We start from the raw sequence: 26,340 nt of genomic DNA on the forward strand, positions 1-26,340 counted from the left end.
GAAACCGATGTCGTCATTATTGGTGGCGGTGCGACTGGTACAGGGATTATGCGTGATTGTGCTCTTCGGGGTATCAATTGCATATTACTTGAAAGAGATGATTTGGCTTCTGGGACAACAGGGCGTAACCATGGCTTGTTACATTCGGGCGCGCGTTATGCTGTCACCGATCAACATTCAGCTAAAGAGTGTATCCAAGAGAATCGCATATTAAAGAAAATAGCTCGTCACTGTATTGAAGACACTGGCGGCCTGTTCATCACCTTGCCAGAAGATGATTTGGGTTTTCAAAAAACTTTTATTGAGCAATGCAAAGCCGCTGATATTGATGTTGAAACCTTGTCGCCGAAAGAGGCTTTACGCTTAGAACCAAACACCAACCCAGCGCTCATCGGTGCAGTTAAAGTGCCTGATGGCACGCTTGATCCCTTCCGTCTATGTTCATCCAACGTACTGGATGCAAAAGAACATGGTGCTCGGCTTTTTAATCATTCGCGCGTGATTTCACTTATTCGTCAAGGCGATACCATCTTGGGGGTGAAATGTATCAATACCCAAACTAACCAACCTTTTGAAGTGATTGCCCAGCAAGTGATTAACGCGGCAGGTATTTGGGGGCAGGGTATTTGTGAATACGCAGAGCTGGATATCAAGATGTTTCCGGCAAAAGGCTCGCTGCTGATCCTTGATTATCGAATCAATAATCTGGTGATAAACCGTTGTCGTAAACCATCGGATGCCGATATTTTAGTGCCGGGCGATACTATCTCTTTGATAGGTACAACTTCAGAACACATTGATTACGACATGATTGATGACTTGCACGTTACCGCTGCTGAAGTGGACTTGTTGCTTGAAGAGGGTATCAAGTTGGCTCCGGTGATGAAAAATACACGAGTATTGAGAGCTTATGCAGGCGTTAGGCCGTTGGTTTCTCTCAGTGGTGACAGTTCAGGCAGAAACATCAGTCGTGGTATTGTGTTACTTGATCATGAAGAACGTGATGGCTTAAAAGGCTTTACCACGATTACGGGCGGTAAGTTAATGACTTATCGCTTGATGGCAGAGCAAGCTACAGATCTTGTTGCGAGTAAGCTCGGCAACACCACGCCATGTTCTACCCACACCAAGCCTTTACCAGGTTCGGTTGAATCACCTAAAGTGCTTAGAAAAAGCGCCAGTATTGCCAAACCTGTTTACGAATCTGCGATTTATCGCCATGGAGAAAGAGCGCAAGCTTTTCTATCAGAGAAGCCTCAGAGCCAGGCCATTGTATGTGAATGTGAGATGGTGACCGCGGGTGAAATTGAGTATGCGATTAAGAAACTGGATGTAAGAAATCTTATAGACCTACGTCGTCGAACTCGTTTAGGAATGGGGCCTTGCCAGGGAGAGCTTTGTGCCTATCGCGCTGCCAGTTTGTTTCAAGAGTATGGTGAGCTTGATGGCCACGCGTCAGCGTTGCTGCTCAAAGAGTTTTTGGAAGAGCGCTGGAAGGGAATTAAACCGATATTTTGGGGCGATGCATTAAGGGAAGCAGAGTTCAGTTACTGGATCTATGAAGGGTTATTTGGTTGCGGAGATATTGAGTCAGCAATAGACGCTTCTGCTGCGCAGTCTCACGTAACACCATCAACGCAGGAGCAAGAGCAGCAATGATGAATTACGATGTGATAGTGATTGGTAGTGGGATCGCAGGCTATTCGGCTGCCATTAAATGTTTGGAACACGGTTTGAAAACAGCTGTTGTTAGCAGTGGACAGAGCGCTTTGCATTTTTCCTCAGGCTCTATCGACTTGCTTTCTCACTCACCGTTAAACCATCAGTTGATTGATAACCCTTGGACAGAAATTGATGCCTTAGCGAAAGCACTTCCAGAACACCCTTATGCAAAAATAGGAAGCAAGAATATTCGTGCGGCGATGAACTGGTATCAACAGATGTTAGCATCGAACGGATTACCAATGAGTACGCTTGCTTCTGCAAATAATCATTTTCGAATTACTACCTTGGGCACGTTGACGTCGACTTGGCTTTCTCAGCCTTATGTTGAAAAAATAGAACCGGATTTTTCTAATCTCGCTGAATTTAAACGTATTGTGATGATCGCCGTCGACGGCTTCAGAGATTTTCAGCCGCATATTGCGCTTGGCAATTTGCAGCGGCATTCGGCATTTAAAGATATCCCTATCAAAACGGCAAAAGTTAGCTTAACCGCTTTTGGGCAGATCAATCGCAATCCTTACGATTTGAGATCAATCGATATATCAAGGCTATTGCGTGAAGAAAAGCAATTCAACGAGTTCGCCAATCAACTGTTGAAAGTCGCTACGCCTGAAGATTTAGTGGTGTTGCCATCAATTATGGGTAATGGTGATGGCTTAGAACTGATGGATAAACTTAGCCGTTACACCGGGCTAACTCTGCATGAAGTACCAACCATGCCGCCATCGCTACTGGGCATTCGTATTGAAGACGTGATGATGCGTACCTTCATCAATAAGGGAGGAGTGTTGCACAAAGGTGATGAAGTGCTTGGTGGGCAGCTTAAGGATCTCGACGGTAGCCTGAATTTAAGTTCGATTCAAACCAAGAAAATGGGTGAGATGAACCTAACCGCGAAACACTATATTCTCGCCTCAGGAAGCTTTTTCAGTAAGGGGTTGATCGCCAATCAAAACGCGATTAAAGAACCGATTTTTGATTTAGATACCGAAGTTGCGGGTTCTAGAAACGAGTGGCATCAAGCTGATTTCTTTAGTGCGAAACCTCATCCGTTTTTATCTTTCGGTGTGGTCACCGATAAGAGTTTTACTCCCTCAATCCGAGGTAACAAAGTCAATAACTTACACTGTATTGGTGCGATTTTAAGTGGTTATAACCCGATCGCTCACGGATGTGGAGGTGGTGTGGCAATAAGCACTGCTTACTGGGTTGTTGAGCAAATCGTATCGAGTTTGCGAAGTGAGATATTGATGAAGGAGGTCAGTGCATGACAACCGCAAGCAGAGACACCACCTTTGACCAATGCATCAAATGCACCGTTTGTACTGTGTATTGCCCAGTAGCGAAGGCGAACCCCGATTTTCCGGGACCAAAACAATGCGGACCAGACGGTGAAAGGTTGCGTATAAAAAGCCCAGAATTTTATGATGACATGCTAAAACATTGCACCAATTGTAAACGTTGTGAAACGGCGTGCCCGTCAGGTGTACGTATTGGCGATATTATTGCGGTGGCAAGAGGCAAGTTCGGCAAGCGCCCGATGAACCCTAAATTGGTCCGTGACTTCGTATTAAGTCATACCGACTTATTTGGTTCACTTGCTACTCCATTTGCGCCAATGGTAAATGCAGCGACTCAGCTCCCATTGGTTAAGAAAATTATGCACAAAACCATTGGTGTGCATGAACACAAATCTTTGCCTAAGTACTCTCATGGTACCTTCAGAAGCTGGTTCAAAAGCAATGTAACCGATCAGTCGAACTACCCGCGTGCGGTCAGCTATTACCATGGCTGCTATGTGAACTATAACCACCCGCAATTGGGTAAAGATTTTATTCGAGTGATGAACGCGATGAATATTGGCGTACGTCTGTTAGAAAAAGAAAAGTGCTGTGGTGTGGCGATGATTGCCAACGGCTTTCATGATAAAGCGAAAAAGAATGCTGAGTTCAACATCGAACACGTGAGCCGAGCAATTAACAGTAACAGTATTGCGGTACTGTCTACGTCATCGACTTGTTCATTTACTTTGCAAGAAGAATATCCGCATGTGCTTGGGGTTGAGAATGAACATGTGGCGAGTAAAATCCACTATGTGAGCCGTTTCCTGCTTAAAGAGTTTATGAGTGGCAATCTGCCGAAGATGAAACCGCTCAATAAGAAAATCGTTTATCACACTCCTTGCCATCTAGAACGCAGTGGTGGTGCTGTATTTACCATTGAAGTATTAAAGATGATCCCGGGTTTAGAGGTGGTGGTACTCGATAGCGAATGTTGTGGTCTTGCTGGTACTTATGGATTTAAAGAGGAAAACTATGAAGTTTCCATGAAGATAGGCGACGATTTGTTTAGCAAAATCCGGCGTTCAAATGCCGACTATGCGATTACCGATTGCGAAACTTGTAAATGGCAGATTGAGGAAAACACCCAACTTGAGTGCATTCATCCAGTGAGTTTGATTGCCGAAGCTTTGGTTTAAGAGCATTTTGGCTAAGGGGAATCATAAGAACATAGCCGTGAAAAAGAGGAAATAGATACAGAGGTTTTTGCTGTTAATAGAAAATAAAATTCTCTGCGAAGTATTAAAAAAGTTGTATAAACAGTTGGCTTTAATTGTGAAATGAATCACAATATGAGCACATTTATTTATCCTCTTTTGCACGGTTATATGACACAGACCATGTCCGCAACCAACGACAATTCTCGTCGTTCACAATACTTACGTGTTTTTGCTTTAGGTTTCAGTGGCTTTATTTTCAATACCACTGAATTCGTACCTGTTGGATTGCTTTCCGATATCGCCAATGATTTTTCGATATCGACGGCTTCCGTAGGTTGGATGTTGACTATCTATGCGTGGATAGTTGCATCAATGTCATTGCCAATGATGATGATCACCAGTCGAATCGAGCGTAAGAAATTACTGCTTGGTTTGTTTACGCTGTTCATTGCCAGCCACTGCTTATCCGTCTTTGCTTGGAATTTCGAAGTTCTGGTCGCTAGCCGGATAGGTATTGCCTTTGCCCACGCAGTGTTTTGGTCGATCACCGCTTCAATTGCGATTCGCGTCGCTCCTCCGGGTAAAAAGACTTTTGCACTAAGTATTCTGGCCACGGGGACGTCACTGGCGATGGTTCTGGGTGTGCCACTGGGGCGTATTATTGGTCAGTGGTTGGGTTGGCGTGTCACTTTTGGCGTTATCGGTATTATCGCGTTAATGATCATGTTCAGCCTATACCGCTTATTGCCAGTGATGCCGAGTCTGTTTAGCGGTTCAATGAAGAAGCTACCAGAGCTATTGAAGAACCCAGCATTGACAGGCTTGTATCTGTTCATTTTTATGATCTTCACCGCTCATTACACGGCGTACAGCTACATTGAACCTTTCCTGAAAGTGATCGGTTCACTGTCTGAAAACTTTACCACCTTCTTACTGCTGTTATTTGGCGTAGCGGGTATTTTGGGCAGTGTTATTTTTGGTAACTTAGGTGACCGTCCCAACACGCCAATCTTAGTCGGCTGTACCGCAACGGTAATGGTATGTACCGCATTGATTTACTTTGCAGTTCCTCATCTGTGGTCGATCAGTATTTTGCTGGTAGTCTGGAGTGCTGCGTTGATGATAGTGAGCCTGGTTATGCAGGTTAAAGTACTGAATATCGATGCCAATGCATCGGATATGATCATGTCGATGTTCTCCGGCATCATTAACCTGGGTATCGGTGCTGGTGCGTTGATTGGTGGTAAAGTGATTCTGCTGATGTCGCTTGAAAGTATTGGCTACGTAAGTGCACTGTTTGCACTGCTATCACTGCTGTGGATTATGTTTATGATGAAGCGCTACAGCGCAATTCGCTAATCGGCTCTACCGCTATCAGTCGCTTATCGTATCAATGACAAAAGGCAGCTTAGGTTGCCTTTTGTGTATTTCGATTTTGTATATTGTGAACGGTTTTAAATATCTTCTGAACGGTCACGAATAGCTTGTGTTGACTCGCGCGCAACCAGTTCTCCGTGATAAGACTGATGGCTCGGGAGATGAGTTTGCTTATTTGCCTGAGCCAAAGCGAGCGCTGTGGCGTCTTGCGTTAAGTGAACGATAGGCAGCGATACCGTAGACAGGCTTGGAATGGCATAAGCGGCGGCGGGTTCGTTGTCTATACCGATAACCGACACATCCTGTGGTACTCTTAAGCCGTGATCGTGTAAGGCGCGAATTGCGCCAATTGCCATGTCATCGTTACAGGCAAAAATGGCACTGAATTTTTCGCCTGTTTGCAGCAGGATTTGTGCGCCTTTATAACCACCTTCTAAAGTGTTGTCGCCTTCGACGATCCAGTCTTTGTTTTCTGAAACTTGCGCAACATTAAGCTGATGCTTGAACGCTTGTAAACGTAATCGCCCCGTTTCACTATTAAGAGGTGAAGTAATACAGGCGACATCTTTATGACCTAATTGGAGCAGATGACTTATGGCTATTGTGGCTAATTGAGTTTGCTCTAAACCAAAACTCGATAAGGATTTGGCGCTAAGCTGACGGTTGAGAATAACCAAAGGTTGGGCAATTTTTTGTTGCAGTTCTACCAATGCGGGTTCGGACAGATGGCGACTATAAAGCAAAATGGCGTCACAACGTTGGTTGGCGATGGTTTCAACCGATTCACGTTCACCTTCGGCGCTGTTTTTGCTGCGAATAACCAGTAACTTTTTACCCGCTTGTAAAGCGGCTTGACCAGCATGGTGAAGTACGCTGCCGAAATAGTTACTTTGGAATTCAGGAAGTACCAAACCGATGGAATTGGATGTATTAGTCGCTAAAGCTTGCGCGAGTGTATTAGGTTGATAACCCAACTGTTTCATTACAGACAGCACTGCATTTCGGGTGACTTCTTTCACCTGAGGGCTGTTATTGAGTACTCGTGATACCGTAGCTTTCGAAACGCCAGCGGCTTTGCACACATCATTTATGGTTGCCATACAATTCCTTATCTATCCGACTCGACATACCTAAATAAGGTAGGCATGTCGAGAGGAAGACAAGTTTAGCCAATGTCAGTTGAGTTTTGAAAGGCTTATTTGCTCGTTATGTGGCGGTTAGATCACATCCCCGTTGGTTTCGATAACCTTTTTGTACCAATGGAAGCTTTTCTTCTTCGAACGTGCCATTGTGCCGCTGCCATCATCGTGTTTATCAACATAGATAAAGCCGTATCGTTTCCGATATTCGCCCGTGGTGAATGACACACAGTCAATACAACCCCATGGTGTGTAGCCCATGACATCGACACCGTCATAGCTGATCGCTTGTTTCACCGCTTTAATGTGTGAACCAAGGTAATCAATACGGTAGTCATCATTGATTGAACCGTCTTGCTCAACTTTATCTATTGCACCAAGACCATTCTCTACGATGAAGATTGGCTTTTGGTAACGTTCGTAAAGCTCAGAAAGCGCATAGCGAAGACCATCTGGGTCAATTTGCCATTCCCAGTCAGACGCTGGTAAGTATGGATTTAGGCGGCTACCTTCGAACAGTGACGGTGTGTTGGTCGTTTCATCAATTTTGACGGAAACGATGTTGGTCATGTAGTAGCTGATCGCCAGGTAATCTGCACAACCTTCACGCAGGATGACATCATCACCTAGCTGCATGTCGACGGTAATCCCTTTACGTTGCCACTCTTTGAGTAGGTAACTTGGATAGTAACCCCGAACCTGTACGTCGCTAAACTGGTATTTCTCACGCATCATTTCCTGTGCAAGTAACATATCTTCAGGGCGGCACGAAGCAGGGTAGAGCGGCATCATATGGATCATGCTACCAATTTTGAAATCAGGGTTGATAGCATGGCCTTGTTTAACCACGAGAGCACTGGCAAGGAACTGGTGGTGAAGCACTTGATACAGCATTTGTTCAGGATTTTGGTAATCGCTGTAAATCATCCCTGAGTTACAGTAACCCCAGATTGGCAGTTTCCAGTTACGTTGGTTATTGATCTCGTTAAACGTGATCCAGTATTTCACTTTGTTTTTATAACGTTCCATAACAGTCAGGCTGAACTTAACAAAGAAATTCATGACTTGACGGTTCTTCCAACTGCCATACTCTTTCACTAAATGGTTTGGCATTTCGAAGTGAGAAAGGGTGATGACGGGCTCAATGCCGTATTTTATCAGTTCATCAAAAAGATCATCGTAGTACTGCAGGCCTGCTTCGTTTGGTGTCTCTTCATCACCATTTGGGAAGATACGTGTCCAGGCGATGGATGTACGGAAACATTTAAAGCCCATTTCTGCGAACAGGGCGACGTCGCCTTTGAAGTGACCGTAAAAATCAACCGCTTCGTGGTTTGGGTAAAATTTATCAGCTTCAACGGTCTCGGTGATGACGCGAGGCACACCATGAGCACCTTTGGTCAGTACATCAACCACGCTAGCGCCTTTCCCTTCTTTGTTCCAACCACCTTCAACTTGGTGCGCGGCGACTGCTCCGCCCCAGAGAAAATCTGTTGGAAAACCTTGTTGTGACATTTTGATACCTTCTTCAGCTAAATGAACCAATGTAATTAACCATAGGTGAGTTTCAGCGATTATAAGCTAGATAAAAATAAAATGAAACCGGTTACAAAGTGATTATCATTGCCAGAGGGAGCCATTAGCCTATTCTGGCATGCCGTAGAGAGCCATGAATGCGCTGACGGCTTGTTCTGTGGTGATCTTTATCTGCTGTTGATTTGGTTTTTCAATCGCGGCAAAAGCGTATTGTTCCACGTATTCTGAAGATAATAGTGCCTTAAATTGCATTGCCGCGATCCAGGCGTCACAGGAGCGAAGCTGACCTTTATCGATTTGCCGGGCGATGTATTCACTTAGATGCTTCCAGCCTTTTTTCGGGCCATTATTATAAAAATGGCGACCTATATCCGAACGATCGGCTTCGGTGATGGCCATCCGGTAAATTGAAATCGCATCAGGGGTGAGAATTGAATCAAGAAAATTATAGCCGAACTCGGTCAGTGATGTTCGGACATCACGTTCAATATCTAATGACAAAAAAGAGTTCGAAATTTGTTCTGTCGCCGAAGATTGCATTACGGCGGCGAAAATTTCTTCTTTTGAGCTGAAATAGTTATAAAGCGTTGCTTTAGAGCCGCCCAATTGCTTCGCCAATTGAGACATAGATGTAGCACTCACACCCTGTTGGGAAAAGCACTCTTTAGCGATATCTAAGATCGCTTGTCGTTTTTCGTCGCTTTTAACTCGCATGAATATTTTGTAGTCCTTAGGGAAATTTTGGGTAAGTTTCGCTTGACGAAATCTTTCTGTCAAGAGTATAACTGTACTGTACGGTTTAGTTATAAGGTTGTCTAATGTGAAAAGATTTCTCCAAAGGAACGAACTTGGATTTTCAAACTTACGGTTTGCTAATTCAAAGTTTTCAAAAAACGGAAACAAAAATGTTCCTTACTTCGCTTTAACTCTGATTAGTGCAGCGCTATTGGCTGGCTGCTCTGTCTCGAAAAATGAAAACTTGCCTGAAATTTCGCAAGCCAATGACTATGCGTTTAAGCAAAGTCTGTCTGCTGCAGAAGCTATGGCGTGGCCAACTCAGGATTGGTGGTATCGCTACCAAGATCCTCAGTTAAACCAACTTATTAATGACGCTTTTACTGGTGCGCCAAGTTTGAAAATAGCTGAAGCTAGGTTGAAAAACGCTCAAGGTATCGCACAGCAAGCTGGTGCAAGCCGCGCGGTTAACGTGGGATTAGCTGCTAGTGCATCTGAAACCAAGGTGAGTTACCAATATCAGGCCGCAACGCCTCCACATGGTTGGAATGATTATGGAACTCTGACGCTCAATTTCCAGTATGATTTTGATTTTTGGGGTAAAAATCGTGCTTCTGTGGCTGCGGCAACCTCTGAATTAGCTGCGGCTGAAGCAGAAGCTGTGTCAGCTCGTCTGATGTTGGCAACCGCGGTATCAAACGCCTATGCAGAATTGTCTCGTTTGTATGCGAATAAGCATACGGTAGAAACCGCGTTGGATATTCGTCATAAAACCGTAGAACTACTCACTAAGCGATATGAAAATGGCTTAGAAACACTCGGTTCTGTTAACCAAGCAAAAGCCTATGCAGCGAATGTGGAAGCTGAAATGTTAGGCATTAACGAATCCATTGCACTACAGAAAAATGCACTGGCAGCTTTGGTGGGGCAAGGACCAGACCGAGCTTTAGCCATCGTTGAACCCCACATCCAATTGGATATGCGCTATGGCCTGCCGCAAGACGCAGGTGTGGGTTTGCTTGGTCATCGCGCCGATATTACCGCCGCACGCTGGCGCGCAGAAGCCGCAGCACAACGTGTTGGTATTGCGGAAGCGATGTACTACCCAGACCTGAGCATTTCTGCCTTCATCGGTTATCAGGCTTTTGGTCTGAATGACTTATTTGAAAGCGGTAATGATGCCGGCAGCATAGGTCCAGCTTTGTATTTACCGTTGTTTACCGGAGGTCGTCTGGATGGACAACTGACTTCAGCGGAAGCACGTTATGAGGAAGCGGTGAGTGGCTACAACGCAACACTCACTCAGGCATTGCATGAAGTGGCGGACGTTGTGACCAGTACTCAAGCACTTGATGCTCGTATTGTGAAAACACAAGAGGCGGTGGATGCCGCAGAACAAGCATTGAAGATTGCTTCTAACCGCTATCAGGGTGGCTTGGCAACGTACCTAGATGTGCTTGTTGCTGAAGAGTCGCTGCTCAATAACCAACGAGCGTTGGTGAACTTACAGTCACGCGCATTCAGTCTTGATCTCGCTCTTATACACGCTTTAGGCGGCGGTTTTGAAGGCGAAAGCTCGCAACAAACCGAAAGCTCACAAACTAAGGCGTCTTAATTTTTAGAAGGTTTCTATCCATGAGTTCACATTCATCCCAAAACAACGCGGCAGAATTCGATACATCTACTGCAAACAAATCACGTAAAAAAGGCTTCTTAGCGTTAGCGGCGGCGATCATTGTTGCTGGTGGCAGCTACGGTTGTTACTGGTACTTAGTAGGCTCGCGTTACATTTCTACTGACAACGCGTACACCGCAGCTGAAATTGCAGAGGTGACCCCAGCGATTAACGGCATCATCGCCAAAGTTAATGTGGTTGATACCCAGTATGTCAATAAAGACGATATTCTGGTGCAAATTGAAGATACCGATGCGCAAATAGCCGTAGATCAAGCGCAAGCAAACTTAGCACTGGCAGAACGCCGTGTACGTAGCTACTTAGCGAACGATGAAGGTCTCACTGCTCAAGTTGAAGCGCAGAAATCCAATGAAACTCGCGCGAAGGCTCAGCTCAATGCAGCGAAAGCCGATTTTGACCGAGCGAAAATTGACCTGACTCGTCGCGAAGACTTAGTACGTTCTGGTTCAGTATCGGGTGAAGAACTGACAAACGCCAAAACAGCATTCGAGCAGTCGCAAGCAAACCTAAACGCAGCAAAAGCAGCATTAGCACAGGCACAAGCAAACCGTCTATCAACTATCGGTGCGCAAAAAGCGAATGCCGCAATGACTGACAACACTACCGTAGAAAACAACCCAGAAGTATTGGCAGCGAAAGCACGTCTGCAACAGGCACAAATCAATCTAGAACGTACCATTATTCGTGCGCCAATCTCAGGTGTGATTGCGAAACGTCAGGTACAGGTTGGTCGTCAAGTTCAAATGGGTACACCGCTAATGACGGTTGTGCCAGTACAAAACATTTATGTGGATGCAAACTTCAAAGAAGTGGAACTGCGTGATGTGAAAATTGGTTTACCAGTGTCAATTACTGCTGACCTTTACGGTGATGAAGTCATTTATCACGGTGTGGTTGCAGGTGTTTCTGGCGGTACAGGTTCTGCGTTCTCTATGATCCCGGCACAAAATGCAACGGGTAACTGGATTAAAGTGGTTCAACGTCTTCCTGTTCGTATCGAACTTGATCCAGAAGATTTGCAAGCTCATCCGCTGCAAGTAGGTCTTTCTATGCAAGTAGAAATTGATACCAAAGCGGACGTGAACAAGCAAACCATCGCTCAATACCGCGCATTTAAGCAATCTGAACAAGGTTAAGGTGGATCATGAGTCATTCATCAGACCATGACATCAAACCTTTGACTGGTGGGGCGCTATTCATTGGCGCTCTGTGTCTGGCAATGGCGAACTTTCTCGCCATTCTGGATACCACCATTGCTAACGTTTCGGTTTCAAGTATTGCCGGCAGTCTGGGAACATCAACTAGCCAAGGTACGTATGTCATTACCTCCTATGCGGTAGCAGAGGCGATCTCAGTTCCATTGACTGGATGGTTGTCCAGACGCTTTGGTTCAATTCGTGTATTCGTTACCTGTTTCATCTTGTTTGGTATCTTCTCCATATTATGTGGGTTGGCAACCAGCATGACGATGCTTGTGGCTTTCCGTGTCTTCTTGGGTTTGGCGGGCGGTCCACTGATGCCTTTATCGCAAACGTTAATGATGCGAATTTTCCCCAAAGATAAGAGCCATGCTGCGATCGGTATTTGGAGTATGACGACGTTAGTTGCGCCAATCATGGGGCCGATTTTAGGTGGTATTTTGTGTGACCAATTCAGTTGGCCGTATATTTTCTTCGTCAAAACGCCTTTTGCTCTTGTTGCCGCGATACTGTGTTGGAAACTGCTTCAACAATTCGAAACCAAAACCGTAGGTTCGAAAATCGACAAAGTGGGTTTGGCACTATTGGTTATTTGGGTCGCAGCACTGCAAATCATGCTAGATGAAGGCAAAGATCATGACTGGTTTGAATCAAGCCGAATTGTCGTCTTGGCTGTTATTGCTGTAATTGGTTTTGTTGCATTCCTGATATGGGAGCTGACAGAAAGAGATCCGGTCGTTGACCTGAAAGTGTTCCGCCACCGTGGCTATACCATGAGTATGCTAACTTTGTCACTGGCGTTTGGTGCCTTCTTCAGCATTTCGGTTATCACACCGTTGTGGCTGCAAATCTATATGGGGTATACCGCAACAATATCCGGTTATGCGACAGCAACCATGGGGATACTGGCTGTATTCCTCGCGCCACTGATTGCCAATCTGTCTGCTAAGTTTGACCCAAGACCGTTCGTATTTGTTGGAGTAATGTGGCTAGGGCTTTGGACCTTCCTGCGCAGTTTTGGCAATTTGGATATGACTTTCGAGCAAGTGAGTTATCCGCTGTTCTTGCAAGGTATTGGTATGCCACTGTTCTTCGTACCGCTAACGGCGATTGCACTAGGCTGTGTGAAGCCTAGCGAGATGGAGTCAGCCGCGGGTTTGATGAACTTTATTCGGACTTTGTCAGGCGCGTTTGCGACATCAATGATCAATACCTCGTGGGAGAATCAAACCCGGTATGTCCATGCAGAACTGGCAGGTTTAACTGACAGAGTTGGCGTGGCGACTCATGCGATGCAAAATTCAGGTATGGGGATAGGGCAGGTTCGTTCGTCGATGGACTGGTTACTACAAAAGCAAAGTGTCATGGTCGCAACCAACCAGTTGTTTATGGTTATCGCCGTTATCTTTGCTGTTGCGGCATGCATCATTTGGTTTGCGCCTAAACCTCAACATACCGTTGACCCGGGTGCAGCACATTAATTTTTAATGATTTGACCTTTGATCCACGGGGCTAAGGCGAAGAGATGGAACTCTTTTTTGCTGAAGCCCCTTTTTTGTTGCAACATTTTTCTAGTTAACCTTTCCTTAACTATCTCAGTTTTAATCTAGCTCTATTTGTTGCGTTGATAATAAGTTCAGACAGATATTTCATGCTCGGTTACAATAGCGAGAAATGACGTTGCTTAGACAGGTGAGATACAGGTTCGGGAAATGTTAAAAGCATTATTAGTAGAGGATGATTTAGATCTTGCTACTGCACTGATTGACTATATGTCATTGGAAGACATTGAGTGTGATTATGCCGCTGATGGTCAGGTTGGGTATAACCTGATCATGTCTCATCGCTATGACGTGATAATTCTCGACTTAAATTTACCGAAAATTGAAGGCTTAGCTGTCTGTGAACGTATTCGTAATAATGGGGTAGAATCACCGGTTCTTATGCTGACGGCTCGTGATACGCTCGACGACAAATTGGAAGGTTTTAGTCGCGGTGCTGATGACTATTTAGTAAAACCGTTTGCGATGGAAGAACTACTGGTACGTATGAAGGTGTTGGCAAAACGTCGCAGCGGTCAGATTTCCAAGCTGGTTATTGCCGATCTCGAATTGGATCTTAGTCACCGGCAAGCCACTCGCGCAGGCAGAGAGCTTAAGCTTTCACCGATTGCTATAAAAATTCTGGAAGTGCTGATGAGAGAGTATCCTGCGGCGGTTTCAAGAGAGAAAATTGTGCAAATTGTTTGGGGCGATGAACAACCAGACAGTAACAGTTTAAAAGTCCACATTTTCAACCTGCGTAAACAAGTTGACCAGAGTGAATGGTCGCCGCTGATCCAAACCATCTCAGGATTTGGCTTTGGCATTTATTCTCAGGATGCCCGATGAAACTTCGCCGTAGCCTAAAGATCTTTATTGTTTGTGCCATTATGGGAATGGCAACCGTGATGGTGTTGGGGTTCGCCACATTAACTGCCAACTATTTCGAAAAAGGTCTGGATGGAGGTGTGCGGATGACCATGCAGGAAATTGGTCATTTCGCGGATGTGCAAACAGCGGATGCAGCAACGGTGCTCGGTTTCCAAATTGTTTATCGCTGGCAAGATGTTACTCCAGAAATTAAATCCGCCTTTGCTCAGCCAACTCAACATCTGGAATTTAGCAAACGGGTTGATAGAGACAATTGGTATTCTGAGCCTAACCGGGCGCTATTTTTACTTCGTTATGACCGCAGTGCAAATGAAGTGCTCTATATTTCACGAATTATTAATGACCTTGAAGCGCAAGATCTAAGCACGCGGCTGAATAAAGATGAACTGCCGCATCTATGCCAGATTCTGGGGTATGCGACCATGGCATTAGCCATGTTTGCAGTCTGTATGTATTTTGTGATGCAGTTGGTGGCCAAACCGATAGAGCGTTTAGCGAATTGGACCAAAACACTGACACCATGTCAGCTCCATCATCCTTTGCCTGATTTTCATTACAACGAACTTAATCGTTTAGCGACGATTGTTAAAAACAGTTTGTCGTCAGTGGAAGATAGTTTACTACGTGAACATAAATTTCTTGCCCATGCGAGCCATGAACTGCGCACACCGATTGCGGTGGTGCGCAGTAATACCGAATTGATGCTCAAGCTAGTCGACAAGCCTAATTCACTCGAAAAGCAAAAAGAAGTATTGGAACGCATTTTGCGAGCGGGTGTCACCATGACCGATCTCTGCGAGACTTTATTGTGGCTAAACCGAGGCCAGCATGATGCTTTACCTCTCACGCCAGTCAATCTTGCTGAACTGGTCAAACAACTATGTCAGGAACTGCATTACCTGCTGCGGGACAAACAAGTGCAAGTCGACATCAGTGTCACGGGGGGAACATTTGAGTTGCCTGCGACTTTGTGCCGAATCGTGCTTGGTAACCTGATCCGCAATGCTTACCAGCATACACAGCAGGGACGGGTATTGATCAGTCAAGTGGGTGCAGATGTGACTATCATTAACCGTGACGAAAGCTGTGGCGACACACAAGACCAATTAGGGTTCGGTTTGGGGCTAGAACTCACGCACAGAATCATCCGCCATTATGACTGGGATTGTGTGATTGAAGAGTTTGATGATGGCCGGGATATTCGTATCCATTTTTCTTGATCAATCGTCATTGATTATGGTTGCTAAAACCATGAGTAAGGTGCACACTCCGCGCAAATAATGTCGCTACTGTTGCGTGGAGTTTCATTCAATGTTCGCCATCCCTCCTATGCTCATCACCATTGGTTTATTGCTGATCAGCAACGTTTTTATGACTTTTGCCTGGTATGCCCATTTACGAGAGTTAGGGCATAAGCCGTGGATTATTGCGGCTTTGCTAAGCTGGGGCATCGCCTTATTTGAATATCTGTTTCAGGTACCCGCAAACCGTATTGGTTACACGGTATTAAACCTCGGTCAGCTCAAAATACTGCAAGAAGTCATCACATTAACGGTGTTTGTACCTTTTGCGCTTATTTATATGAAAGAACCGTTCCGCATGGATTTCGTCTGGGCAGGACTTTGCCTTCTTGGCGCAGTGTTTTTCATTTTCCGTCCGCAAATCCTTGCTGCGTTATCTTAGATCCTTGTTTTTGTCCATTTTCTTTCATAACAGGCACTGCCATAAGCGGTGCCTGATTGCATTCTGGGATACAAGAAGTTATCTGCAAAGTTGAGTTAAGCTAGTAGTCGCAACTCAGAAATGCTCTATTCGGTGCGATGAAGCAATTACTTAATAGAGAGTTCAGACTGGATCTCTGTTGTTCATGTACTGCCATTTCAATGACTATTTGTTTGGTAAAATATAATTTGCCTTAACTGGTTTATGGTGAAATAAATTTCACTACCTTTATTTCTGACCTATTACTTTGACATACAGGGAATGGTAAATTATTATTTACTTTATCTGTTTTATGGTAAGGAGTAATTTACTATGGGAAGGCGTGGTATTCAGGTTAGCACTGTTGCTAGTGCTGCACTAACTCATTTCGCCACTATGCTTACAATCCAGCGTAAGGAAAAGAAAATCACTGTAGAAGATCTGTGTGCACGAGTTGGGGTGTCTAAGCCCACGATGATAAAGATTCTTAAGGGTGATCCGTCTGTAAGTATCGGACTCTACTTCGAAACTGCTTGGGTGTTAGGTGTTTCCTTATTTGAACCTGATGAAAACCAATTTGCTATTAAACGTAAAATAAATGCGAAAGTTGAGGCATTGCTGCCTAATCGAGTGAGAAGGAAAAAGGTAATTTTAGATGACGACTTCTAGTAACCAATGCTTTGTTTGGAAATGGCTTAGAGGACAATCAGAGCCAGTGGTAGTCGGTAGACTCACTATTGAAGAAACTGGCCAATATTTTACGTACGGTCAGTCTTACTTGATGCGGCCACTCTTGAAGAATTATACCAAGCGTCTGAAATCGTCAGTCAAGGAAAGGAAATCTCGCCAGATTTGGATAGAGCTCTTATGCATGGTACATCGCTCGGAGGTGCTCGTCCGAAAGCGATGATCACTGGTAGTGAAGCGAGTCATGGAATGAAGCTCTTCGAAAATCTTAATTTGTCTCTGTTATCACTTTGTATGCAAGCAGCACCAAGCTTCAATATTAAGGCTGAAAAAGCAGAAGAAATTATTAGGTTGCAAATTTATACGATTATTCAAGAGTTTGAATCCGTGTGTAACGAAGTCGATGTCCCTGAAATTACGCGAAAGTTACTTTTCAAACGTGTGATATTGAATGACTATATATTCAATGAAATGGAACATTTAAAGCCGTAAGATGATCGCTAACTCCTCAGAATAAATGGAAATACAAGTATTTAAATAAATAATTCCGTGCGATCTGAGGCTGTATGAGAGCTGTTCACTTCAATAAAATTCTAGGCGGGCTACTCTAACGAATTAATGTCCAGCTTTGTGCTGGCGAGAGGTGTAACACAGAAATGCCCCATTCCTACTTAGAGTAGGTACTCTTCACTTAAGCAAATAGAAGCTCTAATGTCTTGGAATTTGGCTAAAGACTAGATCGTTGTGGTTAGGTGTTTGGTTATGCTGAGTAATGACCGCTTGCATTGCTCCTACTATTTTACTATTTAATCTTGCTATTCCTCCTATTTTGGCTATTGTTACTTTAAGGGTAAACGAATGGGTGAATATAATGACAATGCTGAAAGTTGATTTTGATGTTTACAAAGCCATTACCGCTTTACGAGAAAGTGAATCAATGACGGAAAATGATGTACTTCGACAAGTGCTAGGCTTAACTAAAAAAACTGAGCAACAATCTGATTTTGAAGATATAAAAAAATTAGTAGAGCCACTTTTAGGATCGCTAACAGTTAAAGGAGTTACTTTTCCTGAAGGGACTCAGTTTAGAGCTTCATACAAAGGTCTTATTCATACAGCAACTGTCGAGAATGGAAATATAATTGTCAATGGGCAGCGCTGTAAGTCGCCTTCAAAAGCTGCTGAAGCGATAACTGGCAACTCTGTGAATGGGTGGAAGTTTTGGGAGTGCAAGTTGCCTAGTGATAATCATTGGATAGCTATTTCATCACTAAGAAAAAGTTAGCTTTATGGGGCAGATTATACGGGTAAAGTGTGAATGTGGTGTCGACAGCCTGCTTCATATTGGCGTTGGTTTTTTTGATTGTATTAATTCGCTGACGGGCGATAGCACAGAATATCGCTACTGGGCTTTAGATATCAATTCTAATGGGCTAGAGTGCCTGACCTCTCCACATCAATTGAACACAATCCCTGATATCATCAGTGAAGAGGATATTGATCAGGCTCTAAATGATGAAAAAAAAATATTATGCATTAGCTGCTATAAACATTACTTTTTCATCTCAGAGGTTGGCGTTTGGGATTAGCTATTTGTGATCGGCACCATCAATGCTGGACACAAGCAAAGCGACTTCCCATACCTGAAGTTATCCATGATTTGCAAATTTAGCAAAGTCACTAAAACGTTTCTGTCCAAAAGTTACTTACGATAGCAGTCTCCGGTGTGTGATCATCACGTAATTTTGCCGTACCTCACACCCATGAAACCGGATTTTCGGTATCGGGTTTTAATCGAGGTGTTCGACGCCCATTCGCTGCTCTACCAATGCCTAATTTGATCATGTTTTTACTTAGGGTGGTATTACCAAGGATGGTATGACCCCAAGTATAGAGAGACTAAAAAACCGCCTTTATCTTACCAAATAAGGGCGGCTTTAAAACGCATTGTTGAATTCTTCAACGATGGTTAAGCTTAAACCGATAGTTGATTGCTCAGTCGGTGACTCGCTTGAAGATGATGGAAGTATTGATACCTCCAAACGCAAAATTGTTGCTCATCAGATAGTCAATCTGCATGTCACGACCAGAGCCTGTGATGTAATCAAGGTCACCACACTCAGGGTCTAAGTTGTTCAGATTGAGAGTAGGGCTAAACCAACCAGTATGCATCATTTCTAAACTCAGCCATGCCTCTACAGCGCCACATGCGCCAAGGGTATGCCCAAAATAACTCTTCAGAGAGCTGATTGGCACTTTACCAACGGCTTTTTCCGTGGCGTTACTCTCGGCAATATCACCGCGGTCGGTTGCGGTGCCATGGGCTGAGACGTAACCAATTTTATCTGGCGAAAGATTTGCGTCTTTAAGAGCCAGTTCCATACATATTTGCATGGTTTCCATTTGTGGCTGGGTCACGTGAGCTGCATCGCAGTTGCTGGCAAAGCCAACGATTTCGGCAAAGATTTTTGCACCGCGAGCTTTAGCGTGTTCGTACTCTTCTAACACCAGCGTACCCGCGCCTTCACCAATCACTAGACCATCACGATCTTTATCATATGGGCTAGGTGTGGTTTTCGGATCATCATTCTTCAGACTGGTTGCGAAAAGGGTATCAAATACTGCTGATTCAGTCGGGCAGAGTTCTTCACCACCGCCAGCGACCATTATAGTTTGGTATCCGTGTTTAATTGCTTCATAGGCATAACCAATCGCCTGGCTTCCTGAAGTACAGGCGCTGCTGGTTGGGATGACACGACCACGAAGACCGAAAAACAGCCCGACGTTGACCGCTGCGGTATGCGGCATCATCTGCACATAAGTCGTTGCGGTAATTGCTTTGGTGGTTTTCTCATTGAGCATCACACCAAACGCACCCACGGCATCGGTACTGCCCGTTGACGAGCCATAAGCAATACCAGTTTGACCGTTAGTAAGCACTTCGTTACCAATTAAACCTGCTTGGATCAGTGCATTCTCTGTCGCGACTGTTGCCAGCATAGAAACACGACCCATACCGCGAACTTGTTTACGTTTGTAGTGCTTTGGCAATTCAAAATCGGTAACAGGAGCAGCGAGCTTAGTATTTAAACCTTCATATTGCTCATAGGACGGCATGTATTGTGTTGCGTTTTCGCAAGCACGCAAACGAGGCTCGATGCTTGCCCAGTCGTTACCAAACGCAGTAACACCGGACATACCGGTTACAACAACTCTGCGACTCATACAAGACCTCCATTGACAGAAATAACCTGGCGAGTGACATATCCAGCAATGTCTGACATCAGGTAGCTAACCAGACCTGCCACTTCTTCCGGTTCACCCATACGACGCAGTGGAACCAGCGGTAGTGCATGTTCTTTTACGTGCTCATCAACCATACCTGTATCAATAAGACCAGGAGCAACACAGTTTACGGTGATTTTGCGTTTTGCCAGCTCTAATGCCAGAGATTTGCTCGCGCCAATAACGCCCGCTTTCGCTGCGCTATAGTTGGTTTGACCGCGGTTGCCTGCAATACCTGAAACAGATGCTAAAGTAACAATTCGACCACCTTTACGCAGTTGTACCATTGGCATTACGCAAGGATGCAATACATTATAAAAGCTGTCTAAATTGGTATGGATAACACCATCCCATTCTTCTTCCGTCATTGCTGGGAACGCAGTATCCCGCGTAATTCCTGCATTGTTGACAACACCGTAGTAAGCGCCGTTTTGTTCAATATCGGCTTCAATCTGTGTTTTGCATTCTGCACGGTTACTAATATCGAATTTGATCAATCGACCTGAACCGCCATTTTCAACAATGGTATCAAGTGTTGCTTGGGCACCATGTTGGTCTCCCATATAGTGAACAATGACGTGAAAGCCATCTTTACCTAGCGCAATAGCAATTGCTTTACCTATGCCTTTGCTAGCACCTGTGACGAGAACTTGTCGGGTCATACATGACTCCTAATTTTCATTTCTTGTAATTTTTCTTGTGTCGGAACATAAACATTCAGTTGGCACTGAGCGATAGTATTCCCTTGAAATTCGATACGACCTGAAAATACCGCCATGCCACTATCTTCCATTACTTGATCGGCGAAGATATCGAGAGTTTGGCTTTGTGTAAAATGGTCGCACTCCGTGGTGTAACGGCGGCTGCCGAGTAAGAAACCGATAGGGGGTTCTTCACCTTTTTGCCATGCTTGATAACCGGACCAGGCGGCGATGGATTGCGCCATAAACTCAATGCCGACATAAGCGGGAACGGTATTGGTTTCTGGATTAAAAAACATCAGGTGTTTGTCGATATCCACTTGGCTATGAATGGAAGTCGCGCCAATAGACAAAGCACGATCAACCAAAATCATTGGATTATCATGAGGCAGCAGTGTTGCGATTGCAGGTAATTCAGTCATGAGTGTATCCAAAAATTAAGCTAATGTTATTGCCACCGAAGGCAAAAGAGTTGCTGAGAATGGCTTTATTGCCAAGATATTGTTCGCTTTTGACCAGAGCAATTTCAATATCTTCAGCTTTGTTTGTACAACGCTGCATCGGTAAGGGTAACTTGTGGCGTAAAATGTGCCAAGCGATCGCCGCTTCAGTCGCGCTCGCTGCGCCAAGAGTGTGCCCGGTTAAAGGTTTGGTTGAGCTAACAGGAACCTTGTCGCCAAATACACGATAGATGGCTTTGCTTTCCATGCTGTCGTTGAGGGGCGTGGCCGTGCCGTGAGCATTGATATAACCGATATCTTTAGGGGTTAGTCCGGCATCATTCAGTGCCGTTCGCATGGCTTGTTCCGCACCGTTGCCTTCAGGATGAGGCGCGGAAATGTGGTGCGCGTCAGAGCTATCGCCCACGCCTAATAATGCAATGTCGCTAGGCTCAGTGCTCAACAGAATAAACGCCGCTGATTCACCGATATTAATTCCCGAACGTTGCGCGCCAAATGGCTGGCATAGTTCATTCGACAAGGCTTCTAATCCGTTGAACCCGTTGAGGGTCAGTTTACATATGGAATCCACGCCACCAACGACGACTGCATCGACAAGACCTGCCTGAAGCATTCGTTTAGCACTAATAAATACCCGACCACTGGAGGAGCATGCGGTTGAAATGGTGTAGCAAGGGCCTGTGATGCCGAAAAAATCCGCGACGAAATTCGCACTATCACCGAGTTCTTGTTTGCAGTAGTGATAGCTTTGTGGGAATGCCCCTTGCTTAATTTTTTGTGCGTAGGCGACTTCACCATCGGAAATGCCGGATGTACTTGTTCCAACAATCACAGCAACGCGGTTAGCGCCAAACTGCTCAATGGCTTTATCAACGCTAGGCTTTATCTGTAATAGCGTAGACAAAGCAAGTTGGTTATTGCGTGTGGTGTACTTTGACAATCGCTGCGGAATTTCTGGGAGTGTTTCAGTAACCCGGCCAATAACTGTGGACGTGTGAGTATTGAGGATCTCATTGTCTACCAGCATGCCTTTTGACTGCCCGGATTGTAGTGCTTGATGAATAGCAATCGCTTCACTCCCTAGCGCAGAGTGAAAACCACAATCACGAATAAACACTGGAAATGAAGTTGATGAATTCATCTAGGTTTTTCTACTGTTCTGACGTTATTAATTTAGCTTGATGATTTAATGTTTGGATAGTAATCGAATAATTCAATGGTTTGTTTGCAAAGTGAATATCTCCATCCAGAGGTGACTCACCAGCATAGCGAATGATCAGTACCGATTCTCCAACATCGTTGCTAATAATGCGTTGATGTTGGTCATCAATAATTGACCACCTTACCTTATTTAATGGTGCTTCCCAAGCACTTCGAGGCCATAGGGTGATCATCAGATTAAATAACACTTGTTCCGGTTTCGGTAGGGTGTTTTCTAAGCCACTCATAACTTGGGTTGAAATCGTTTCGCCATCGTAATCTAATGACAGCAAGCGAGTTCCCCATGAAGAAAAGCCCGCTAGCACAATATGCTGATCGTCGATCTGTAACTGCACTGGCAATTGTTGAGTCTGCGTATTGCCTTGCTCATCTTGCCACTGCGCGGATATCAATTGCGTCGCGTTAAGAGATTGTCCGAGCTGGCTTGGTAATGGCAGCCCAACCCATACCTCTTGAGCTATTTCTACGCTGGTCGAAGAAGGCTGTGGCTGCATACTGCATCCTATTAGCCATAGACAGGCAAAGAGTGTGGTTAACCATTTCATTGATTCGTCTGCCTCTTAATTGCTAATGGTGAAAGTAACCAAGCGACAAAAATACCGCTTAGCGTCGTGAGGCCAAAACTGTGGATAGCGTGGGTTTCACTCAGTGACAGCAGACCAAATGAAAGTAGAGTGGTCATTGCGGACAAAGTGATTGCCAGTAAGGTACTGCGACTTTGCGGCTGTTCTGCAAAAGACTTCTCGGTAATAGACTGCTCGGCAAAAAACAATGTGTAGTCGATACCAATACCGACGACAAGTACCAGTGCGAGTAGGTTAAACAGGTTGAGTGTTGAGCCAGTCATTGTTGTGACGGCGATACCGACTAAGCAAGCTACCACACACGGAAATACAATTCGCAGCGTATGTGATATCCCGTATCGCTTGGCTAATACGAGTGATATCCCTATCAAGGCCGCAGCTAACAGCTCCATCACTTTGGTTCGATATTCGCCAAAAAGCGCAGAAATTTCACCGGCTTTATCTAAATAGCTGATATCGGCGTTTTGACTGGCAAAGTCTTTTATTTTGCCAGCGTTCTGCACATCTCTAAGCATGATAACGGACGCAACATTGTCAGCGATTTTTCCCAGATAAAGGAACTGTACCGGTTGTGAAACGCTTTGCTTAAGGTAATCGCTAAGAGTGACGGGGATCATGTTGCCATCTAATGATGGTGGTGCTGACAATTTTAATGACTGAGCTAGTGTAGCCCCATAATTCACATAGAGATTTTGCACCAACTGATGATCGGCTGCTTGTCTGGATAGCGAGGGCAGGTATTGGCTCAGGCTTTGATAGTCATCGAGCAGTTGCTGATTTTTCCACTCATCAAGCTTGTACTGCAGCTGTTCAAGCCTGAGCAGCAAAGCTTCATCATTCGCCGCACTGACTACCAGCATTTGTTGCGACGATTTAACGCCAGAAACTTGGTTAATGAGCTCTTCTTGCTGCTTAAGATCAGAAGGCATTGCCTGAAGCTGACGAATGTCATCGTCGTAGTTCACTTGTGTCAATTGCACGGCGCCAAAGACCAAAAGCAGTAGTGGCAGTGTGACTCTTATACTGCGTTTTTGCCATTGCGCTAACCACCACTGCCAAAGCGTATCGCCCGGCAGTGAGCGATTCGGTGTTGCTTTACGAGCAAGAACAGGATACCAGGCAACGACTGTGGCATAGGCTGCCATTAATCCAATCGCGGAGAACAACGCCAGTTGCTGTAAGCCGGGAAACGGGGCAATAAGCAAACCTAAGTAGCCAATTAAACTGGTCAGTAGCCCAAGAGTGATTGCCGTGAAAATATGTTGCAGCCCTTTAATGCTGTCCCACTTGTCTCGTGCAGCAAGGCGGTCTGTGAGGTAATGGAACGCGTAGTCGATAGACACACCAATTAAGCTGGCACCAAATACCAAACTGAATAGATGGACTTTGCCGAAGATTGCGGTGGTGACAACAAGTGCAACCAGCAGTCCAATGCCGATAGAGAGCAAAGCCAACATCAAAGGCGCAGTACTACGAAAGACAAACAGCACGATAACGATAATGCCTAGCAGCGAGAAAAGACCAATGGTGCTGATTTCTGATTTCGCACTTTGTGTACCAAAATCCGCATAAAACAGTACACCGGTGTGAGCAGAATCAACCTGATATTGAGTTTTTAGCGTCTGCTCTAAGCTATTGAGCTTGGGCGCAACTTGCTGCGCAGCCATGCTGTAGGGTGAATCAGCCAGAGTCGCCGTGAGCAACACATAAGTCTCGTTTTGAAATTGTGTGGTCAGAAAGCCTCGTTGGATCTGAAACTGCGTTGTCAGTTGGTTTAAGTGACTTAAATAATCGCGAAACAGCAAAAACGGGTCATTCGATAACTCTGAGCCTGTGACGCCTGAAAAGGGGTTGTAAATGGTTTGAATGACTTTTTGTACTTGCTGCTCAGGCGCGTTTTGTAAGCGTGAACGTTGTTGGTCAGTCAAAAACTGAAAACGATGTGAGAAGTAGTAACGGCTCCATGCGTTTTGCTGTTGTTGGTCAATTTTGCCGATAACTTGCTTAAATTCATCAAGATCCAATAACGAATCTTGCAATGATTCGGCAGCAGCGAACAGTTGTTTGTCATTGTTGCCTTTGACAACGAACACGACCTTGTCACTGACACTATTGGTCACTTTATCAAATGCCACTTGAGCCAATGGATCTTGGCGGCTTTGTGGCAGCAGCTTCATGATGTCAGTTTCTATGGGTAGCGCTGAGCTGAAACCCCACTGTTTGACCAGAAGGGCGCAACTGAGTGAGACCAATACAAGCCAGATAACGGCTAGCTTGCAAGGGTTAAAACTGGAACTGAGTTTGTTCAGCATCCGTTAACTTCTCTGGTTGATGAGTCTGGTTGGTAAAAGTGATTTCAGTTTTGTCGCCTCTGACTTCTTCTAAAACCAATGAATCAATATCTTGCTTGCCTTGTAAAACGATCGATTTGAACACCGCATTCAATGGCGCTTCTTTGGGTGTCAGCACCAACTGCCATTGCTCATTTTGCGGCGTAAATTGCAGTGCAAACTGGCTTTTAAGTTGCTCTGTATCGCCGTGGAAAACGGACAAAAAGATTTTGCTGAAGTAAAACGCCATTGGGTTTTCTTTGGCAGTAATGACTTGAGCGGGTTGGTTGGCGAAAGTTTGACGCAGTTTGTCCTGTGTCAGCACCAAATTTACCGGAAAGGGGGTGTTTTGCTGCCACAGTAACCCATGTTGTTTTTCAAGCAGAAACGAGCCTTCAGAGAGCAAAGGTTGTTCAAACATAGCTAAAGTGCGACTTTGGCTAAAATCGCCGCGGACAAGCGAGTGTTGCTGCAACTGGGTTTGCAGAGAAGTCAAATCCGTTATCTGAGCCCAAGCACCAGACACACTGACTAAGCTCAAACAGCAGAATAGGGTGATGTTTTTAATCGCCTTAATCATTGCAAACATTCTCCGGTTTGATGCCAATGATCCACTTTGTCCAAAAAACGTTTTGGCGAAACAAAGCACATTTCTTGATCGGCAATACTGACCGCAACTTGCGTGGTATGCGCTTTACACATTCTTTGCCCCGTTTGCGCATCAACAATAACGTAATCAATACGCAGGCGATTTTCCCACTCGGTCAGTTTAGCGCTGATGCGAATCTCATGGTTAAACGGGATCGCTTTGACGTATTTTACCCGCGTATCAATCACAGGCCACATGTGCCCTGATTCGCTCATCGCAATATAACCGTAGGCAATTTTATCCAGCAAAACACGACGCGCTTCTTCGAAATAACGGAAGTAGTTGCCGTGGTAGATGACGCCCATAGGATCGGCGTCTTGAAACGAAGTGGTGAGGGTCACTTTGGTTTCTAATGGGAAATTGATGCTCTCCATTACAACTC

General features: G+C 45.0%; 25 protein-coding genes. 14 read left to right on the forward strand and 11 right to left on the reverse strand.

Annotated features, from left to right (window positions below):
- The 4 genes from glpA to ACK5MF_RS09485 all read left to right on the forward strand — a co-directional run.
- A partial coding sequence (gene glpA, locus ACK5MF_RS09470; RefSeq protein WP_416921587.1) for an anaerobic glycerol-3-phosphate dehydrogenase subunit A occupies positions 1–1,659 on the forward strand: 1,659 nt, incomplete at its 5' end.
- A complete protein-coding gene (gene glpB / locus ACK5MF_RS09475; RefSeq protein WP_416921589.1) occupies positions 1,656–2,996 on the forward strand; it encodes a glycerol-3-phosphate dehydrogenase subunit GlpB in 1,341 nt (446 codons plus the stop codon). The genes glpA and glpB, both read left to right, overlap by 4 nt.
- A complete protein-coding gene (gene glpC, locus ACK5MF_RS09480) occupies positions 2,993–4,204 on the forward strand; it encodes an anaerobic glycerol-3-phosphate dehydrogenase subunit GlpC (protein ID WP_416921591.1) in 1,212 nt (403 codons plus the stop codon). The genes glpB and glpC overlap by 4 nt, the downstream gene beginning before the upstream one ends.
- A 153-nt stretch (positions 4,205–4,357) precedes the next feature.
- Complete coding sequence (locus ACK5MF_RS09485) at positions 4,358–5,584, forward strand: sugar transporter (protein WP_416921593.1); 1,227 nt, start codon at positions 4,358–4,360, stop codon at positions 5,582–5,584.
- Between the two features lie 95 nt (positions 5,585–5,679).
- Here the strand turns inward: ACK5MF_RS09485 and ACK5MF_RS09490 are convergent, their stop codons facing one another.
- The 3 genes from ACK5MF_RS09490 to ACK5MF_RS09500 all read right to left on the reverse strand — a co-directional run bounded on the left by ACK5MF_RS09490 (position 5,680) and on the right by ACK5MF_RS09500 (position 8,991).
- Positions 5,680–6,702: a LacI family DNA-binding transcriptional regulator gene (locus ACK5MF_RS09490; protein ID WP_416921595.1), complete on the reverse strand. Its 1,023-nt coding sequence runs from the start codon at positions 6,700–6,702 to the stop codon at positions 5,680–5,682.
- A gap of 117 nt (positions 6,703–6,819) precedes the next feature.
- On the reverse strand, positions 6,820–8,256 hold the full coding sequence (locus ACK5MF_RS09495; protein ID WP_416921597.1) for a 6-phospho-beta-glucosidase: 1,437 nt from the start codon (positions 8,254–8,256) through the stop codon (positions 6,820–6,822).
- A 129-nt stretch (positions 8,257–8,385) separates the two neighbouring features.
- Positions 8,386–8,991 carry a TetR/AcrR family transcriptional regulator gene (locus ACK5MF_RS09500; protein WP_416921599.1) on the reverse strand — a complete coding sequence of 202 codons (606 nt, stop codon included), beginning with the start codon at positions 8,989–8,991 and terminating at the stop codon, positions 8,386–8,388.
- A gap of 106 nt (positions 8,992–9,097) precedes the next feature.
- On the opposite strand from ACK5MF_RS09500, the gene ACK5MF_RS09505 reads away from it, so the two are divergent.
- From ACK5MF_RS09505 to ACK5MF_RS09550, 10 genes are all read left to right on the forward strand, one after another.
- Positions 9,098–10,627 carry an efflux transporter outer membrane subunit gene (locus ACK5MF_RS09505; protein ID WP_416921601.1) on the forward strand — a complete coding sequence of 510 codons (1,530 nt, stop codon included), beginning with the start codon at positions 9,098–9,100 and terminating at the stop codon, positions 10,625–10,627.
- A gap of 20 nt (positions 10,628–10,647) precedes the next feature.
- Entirely contained in the window at positions 10,648–11,844 is a 1,197-nt protein-coding gene (locus tag ACK5MF_RS09510; RefSeq protein WP_416921602.1) for an HlyD family efflux transporter periplasmic adaptor subunit, read from the forward strand.
- 8 nt (positions 11,845–11,852) lie between these two features.
- Positions 11,853–13,388 carry a DHA2 family efflux MFS transporter permease subunit gene (locus ACK5MF_RS09515; protein WP_416921604.1) on the forward strand — a complete coding sequence of 512 codons (1,536 nt, stop codon included), beginning with the start codon at positions 11,853–11,855 and terminating at the stop codon, positions 13,386–13,388.
- Positions 13,389–13,619: 231 nt separating this feature from the next.
- Positions 13,620–14,297, forward strand: coding sequence for a response regulator transcription factor (locus ACK5MF_RS09520; protein WP_416921606.1), 678 nt, complete (start codon positions 13,620–13,622; stop codon positions 14,295–14,297).
- Positions 14,294–15,559: a sensor histidine kinase gene (locus tag ACK5MF_RS09525; RefSeq protein ID WP_416921608.1), complete on the forward strand. Its 1,266-nt coding sequence runs from the start codon at positions 14,294–14,296 to the stop codon at positions 15,557–15,559. Before ACK5MF_RS09520 ends, ACK5MF_RS09525 begins: the two co-directional genes overlap by 4 nt.
- 100 nt (positions 15,560–15,659) lie before the next feature.
- Positions 15,660–16,022: a DMT family protein gene (locus ACK5MF_RS09530; RefSeq protein ID WP_416921696.1), complete on the forward strand. Its 363-nt coding sequence runs from the start codon at positions 15,660–15,662 to the stop codon at positions 16,020–16,022.
- Between the two features lie 351 nt (positions 16,023–16,373).
- Positions 16,374–16,709 carry a helix-turn-helix transcriptional regulator gene (locus ACK5MF_RS09535; protein WP_416921610.1) on the forward strand — a complete coding sequence of 112 codons (336 nt, stop codon included), beginning with the start codon at positions 16,374–16,376 and terminating at the stop codon, positions 16,707–16,709.
- 198 nt (positions 16,710–16,907) lie between these two features.
- A complete protein-coding gene (locus ACK5MF_RS09540) occupies positions 16,908–17,219 on the forward strand; it encodes a hypothetical protein (RefSeq protein WP_416921612.1) in 312 nt (103 codons plus the stop codon).
- A gap of 280 nt (positions 17,220–17,499) precedes the next feature.
- Positions 17,500–18,012 carry a DUF4357 domain-containing protein gene (locus tag ACK5MF_RS09545; RefSeq protein WP_202641180.1) on the forward strand — a complete coding sequence of 171 codons (513 nt, stop codon included), beginning with the start codon at positions 17,500–17,502 and terminating at the stop codon, positions 18,010–18,012.
- Positions 18,013–18,016: 4 nt separating this feature from the next.
- Positions 18,017–18,316, forward strand: coding sequence for a hypothetical protein (locus ACK5MF_RS09550; protein WP_416921614.1), 300 nt, complete (start codon positions 18,017–18,019; stop codon positions 18,314–18,316).
- Positions 18,317–18,722: 406 nt separating this feature from the next.
- Here ACK5MF_RS09550 and ACK5MF_RS09555 read toward each other — a convergent pair whose 3' ends face one another.
- From ACK5MF_RS09555 to ACK5MF_RS09590, 8 genes are read right to left on the reverse strand one after another with little or no spacing between them, the layout of a single operon-like run.
- Positions 18,723–19,952: a beta-ketoacyl-ACP synthase gene (locus ACK5MF_RS09555; protein WP_416921616.1), complete on the reverse strand. Its 1,230-nt coding sequence runs from the start codon at positions 19,950–19,952 to the stop codon at positions 18,723–18,725.
- Complete coding sequence (gene fabG, locus ACK5MF_RS09560) at positions 19,949–20,674, reverse strand: 3-oxoacyl-ACP reductase FabG (protein ID WP_416921618.1); 726 nt, start codon at positions 20,672–20,674, stop codon at positions 19,949–19,951. Before fabG ends, ACK5MF_RS09555 begins: the two co-directional genes overlap by 4 nt.
- Positions 20,671–21,135 carry a hotdog family protein gene (locus ACK5MF_RS09565; protein WP_416921620.1) on the reverse strand — a complete coding sequence of 155 codons (465 nt, stop codon included), beginning with the start codon at positions 21,133–21,135 and terminating at the stop codon, positions 20,671–20,673. The genes fabG and ACK5MF_RS09565 overlap by 4 nt, the downstream gene beginning before the upstream one ends.
- Entirely contained in the window at positions 21,128–22,315 is a 1,188-nt protein-coding gene (locus tag ACK5MF_RS09570; RefSeq protein ID WP_416921622.1) for a beta-ketoacyl-[acyl-carrier-protein] synthase family protein, read from the reverse strand. The genes ACK5MF_RS09565 and ACK5MF_RS09570 overlap by 8 nt, the downstream gene beginning before the upstream one ends.
- Positions 22,316–22,325: 10 nt before the next feature.
- Positions 22,326–22,940 carry a DUF3261 domain-containing protein gene (locus ACK5MF_RS09575; protein ID WP_416921624.1) on the reverse strand — a complete coding sequence of 205 codons (615 nt, stop codon included), beginning with the start codon at positions 22,938–22,940 and terminating at the stop codon, positions 22,326–22,328.
- Complete coding sequence (locus ACK5MF_RS09580) at positions 22,937–25,291, reverse strand: MMPL family transporter (RefSeq protein ID WP_416921626.1); 2,355 nt, start codon at positions 25,289–25,291, stop codon at positions 22,937–22,939. The genes ACK5MF_RS09575 and ACK5MF_RS09580 overlap by 4 nt, the downstream gene beginning before the upstream one ends.
- Positions 25,263–25,889, reverse strand: coding sequence for an outer membrane lipoprotein carrier protein LolA (locus ACK5MF_RS09585; protein ID WP_416921628.1), 627 nt, complete (start codon positions 25,887–25,889; stop codon positions 25,263–25,265). The genes ACK5MF_RS09580 and ACK5MF_RS09585 overlap by 29 nt, the downstream gene beginning before the upstream one ends.
- Positions 25,886–26,332: an acyl-CoA thioesterase gene (locus ACK5MF_RS09590; protein ID WP_416921630.1), complete on the reverse strand. Its 447-nt coding sequence runs from the start codon at positions 26,330–26,332 to the stop codon at positions 25,886–25,888. The genes ACK5MF_RS09585 and ACK5MF_RS09590 overlap by 4 nt, the downstream gene beginning before the upstream one ends.
- Positions 26,333–26,340: the final 8 nt, after the last annotated feature.

This window comes from Vibrio sp. (assembly GCF_047973365.1).
In the GTDB taxonomy this organism is placed as follows: Bacteria; Pseudomonadota; Gammaproteobacteria; order Enterobacterales; family Vibrionaceae; genus Vibrio.